The 3963-nt window shown below is 26.0% G+C and carries 2 protein-coding genes; both read right to left on the bottom strand.

The window, feature by feature from the left end; genetic code table 11:
* Positions 1 to 1361: chromosomal replication initiator protein DnaA (gene dnaA / locus ON17_RS00925; protein WP_017191612.1), on the bottom strand; the 1361-nt coding region annotated here is incomplete at its 3' end.
* Positions 1362 to 1435: 74 nt separating this feature from the next.
* Complete coding sequence (nrdE, locus tag ON17_RS00920; RefSeq protein ID WP_040849599.1) at positions 1436 to 3958, bottom strand: class 1b ribonucleoside-diphosphate reductase subunit alpha; 2523 nt, start codon at positions 3956 to 3958, stop codon at positions 1436 to 1438.
* Positions 3959 to 3963: the final 5 nt, after the last annotated feature.

Here is a 3963-nt window from a genome sequence, read left to right as displayed (position 1 = left end):
CTATTTATTTTTTCTATAATAAGTTCAACAGTTTTTTTCAATTCTTCGCTTTCTTTGATTTTTTTCTCTATTTTTCTGTAAGCTTTTAAAATGGTAGAATGATGTCTTTTATTAAAGTGTAGGCCAATTATTTCATAAGAAGTATTGTTTATTTTTTTAATTAAATAAATAGCAATATGACGAGGTAGAGAAAATTTATTATGTTTTTTACTACTAATTAAATCGCGTATACTGATATTATAAAATTCACTAACTATATTTTTTATTTTTTTAGCGTCTATCTCTTCTTTGGAAAGAGTTTTTTTATTTTTTAATAAAGGATCTAGAGCTTCTGTTACATTTTTTAAATTAATTTCTAACCCATAAATTTGAGTATAATTTAAAAGTCTTAACAAAACTCCTTCCATTTCCCTTATGTTATCACCAAAACGTGAAGAAATAAATTCTAAAATTTCTTTTTTTATTTTGGTGTTGGTGCCTTCAATCTCAAATATTTTTTTCTTTAAAATTTCTAAACGATGTTTAGAATCAGGTTTTTTAATATCTACTATTAATCCTGCTTTAAAACGATTAGTCAATCTTTCCATAATTTTATTCAATTCAGAAATGGGTTTATCGCTAGTAATAATGATTTGTTTTTTATTCAAATTAAGATAATCAAAAAGTTTAAAAAATTCCATTTGAGTTCTTTTAGCGTCAGCCATTATTTGAATATCATCTACTAAAAGAACATCAATATTACGGTATTTATTATTAAAATCTTCCATTTTATCTTTTCTTAATTGATTAGTAAAATCTTCAATAAAGCCATCAGCTTTAACGTATAAAATCTTTTTATGAGGATGTTTGTCAAAAATATAATTACCAATTGCTTGCATAAGATGAGTTTTTCCTAAACCCACTGAACCAAAAATATATAAAGGATTCGTTTTTACGACTTTCGCTTCAGCGATTTGTTTAGCCATTTTAAAGGCGAAAATATTACTCGGACCAACAACAAAATTATCAAATTTATAATCAGCTTCTAATTTTCCCAAATGATAACTATTAAAATTTATTCTTTTTTCTTGAATTTCTTCTTCTTTTTCTTTTTTAATTTCTTCCTTAGTAATAAAATTGAAAGTTATTTTTTTTTTAGAATATTTTTTCGTTAATTCTTCAATTTTTTTTAAATAAATATAAACAATTTTATTTTTTATAAAATCGTTTTCAACTAAAATAAAAATAATTCCATCTTCTATTTTATATAGAGTTTTAATATTAGAAAAAGTTTCTTCAAAAACTTCGTTACTATAAATAAGAGACAAATCTTTTAAAATTTGATCCCAAATTTGTTGTTCTGGTAGTTCTTTTCCTTCCATTTAAACTCGCCTTTCGAAATATTTTTTTAAAAATTAAAAGTTTTTTTTATTTATTGAATAAACTTTTTTCAAACTTAAACTCCGCAAGATTCACATTCTTTAATTTTTAATTTTTGAGTTCTAGTATAATAAAGAGTTTTGATACCTTTATGATGAGCGTATAAATAATATTTTTGTAATTCTCTAGTATTTATTTCGGAAGTAATACATAATTCAAAAGAAATCCCTTGATCGATATGTTTTTGAGCCATAGCAATAACATCAATTATTTTATAATTATCCATTTTATAAGCTGTCTCATACATAAAGGATACTTCTGCTAAAGAAGGAGCGGGAAAATAAGTTTTAGAATTGCCATAAGTTCTTTCTTCTACTAATTGTTTAATAGGAGTTAAAGATGGGGTAGCAGACATAATATAACCAATAGATCCATTAGGAGCTACAGCTAATCTATGTGAGTTATATAAACCATGTTTAATCACATTTTCTTTTAGTTCTAACCAGTCTTTATCAGTTGGCAAATAGATTCCCTCAAATATTTTTTTAACTTTATTTAAAGCAGGATAAATAGCTTTTTTATCAGCAAAATATTTTCCGTCCGCATAAGTTGATTTTTCAAATTGATAAAACTTTTTTCCGGTTTGTTTAGCTTTAATATTAGAATGTAATAAAGAATAATAATTAACAGCGTTAAAGAAAACATCGATTAATTCTAAATCTTCTTCACTACCATAAGCAATCAATTGTTCGGCGATATAACCGTGATGACCCATAATACCAAAACCAACACTACGATTAAGACGGTTCGCTTTCGCTACCCCAGGAACATAACCGATATTAGTTTTTAAAGAAACGGAGTTCATAATTTCCATAGCGGAAAAAACGGTTTCTTTAATAGCATTATTTTGAATCATATTTCCCATATGACCGGAAGATAAATTACAAGAAATATCCATCCCTACTTGATCATCTTTCCTTTCGTCATAAGGAGCGTAATGAGAAGTGATGGAAGGTTGAAGAATTTCGGTACATAAATTAGAAAATTTAATTTTATCCGCAGAAGTATTTTTATTATTCACGTTATCGGCGAACATAATGTAAGGATAACCAGATTCACCTTGAAGCTGAGCGATTAATTCTAATAAATTACGTGGATTAACATATCTTTTTTTTACATTAGGGTTTTTAACTAAAATATCGTACCATTTACCCATCTCGATGCTGATATCAGCGAAATTAAGTCCATATTCTAAATAAACACTATGAGGATAGAAAAGAGCCATCATTTCGTTATTTCTTGCTAATTCAATCATTTTATCAGGAATAATTACTCCTAAAGATAAAGTTTTCAAACGTACATCTTCATCAGCGTTTAATTTTTTAGAATTTAAAAAATCTTCAATATCAGCGTGGAAAATATTTAAATAAGCTGCTCCAGCCCCTAATCTTTGACCCATTTGGTCAGCATAACGAAAACCATGATCAAGAAGTTTAGCAACGCCAATAACCCCTTTGCAAGCGTTATTAACTCCTTTAATAGTTTCACCTTTTGCTCTTAAATTAGTTAAATTAATAGAAACTCCGCCACCTATTTTAGAAAGTTGCATCGAAAATTCCATAATACGAGCAATATCATTTAAAGAATCACCCGCTTCTAATAAAAAACAAGACACAAATTCGCCTCTTTTTTTAAGACCAGTATTCAATAAAGTCGGTGTCGCAGGTGTAAAATTTTGATAGATTAAATTTTTGATTAAAGTTTTCGCTAACCCAAAATCTCCTGAAGCATGGTACAGAGCATTAACCACTAAACGGTCTTCATAAGTTTCTAAATAATGTTTTTTATCGCGAGTTTTTAAAGAATAATCATTATAAAATTTAAAAGCTCCCATTAAAGAAGGAAAACGGAATTTTTTAGCATAAGCTATTTGATAAACAGTTTTAATTTGTTCGTAAGTATATAAATCTAAAAAAGTTTTTTCATAATAATTATTTTCAGTTAAAAAAAATAATTTTTCTTTTAAAGAAGAAAATCTTTTTAATTTAGGATTCACTTCTTCTAAAAAATAATATTTTACCGCTTCTTTATCTTTGTTTAAATCTTTGATATTCCCTTCTTCATCAATGATTTCGTTATTTAAAATTTTCCATTGAGGAATTTTACTTTTATTATAACTAAAAGATTCTTTTTTTATATCGTTTTTAATTTGATACATATTTTTATCCATTTTTTTATTTTCTTTTTTATAGTTTTTTAACCATTTTTGTAAAAAAATTATATCTTCAGAAAACCCTTTTCCTTCAAATTTTAATATTAAAGGTATATTAAATTTTTTAGAAATTAATTCGCCCGCTTTTCCAAAATTAGAACCATAGTTTTTATTGCCAGAAACCGCCACTCCGATTGATAAATGAGAATTTTTTTCTAAAAATTTTTCTACTTCATCAGAAATTTCTCCAAATTTAACTGTTTTAGTGACTAAAAAAAATTCTTCTTCTTTATTATTAAATTTTTTAACATGTTCTTTAGGAAAACCTAATTTTTCAACAAAGTCGAAAACATTCCCTTGTTCTTGTCCATCAAAAATAATTTTCATTTTAC

This window comes from Poinsettia branch-inducing phytoplasma str. JR1, assembly GCF_000309465.1.
GTDB classification, from domain to species: domain Bacteria; phylum Bacillota_I; class Bacilli_A; order Acholeplasmatales; family Acholeplasmataceae; genus Phytoplasma; species Phytoplasma pruni.
The sequence above is the reverse complement of the archived record's forward strand: the minus strand, read 5'-3'. Positions and strand labels throughout refer to the sequence as shown.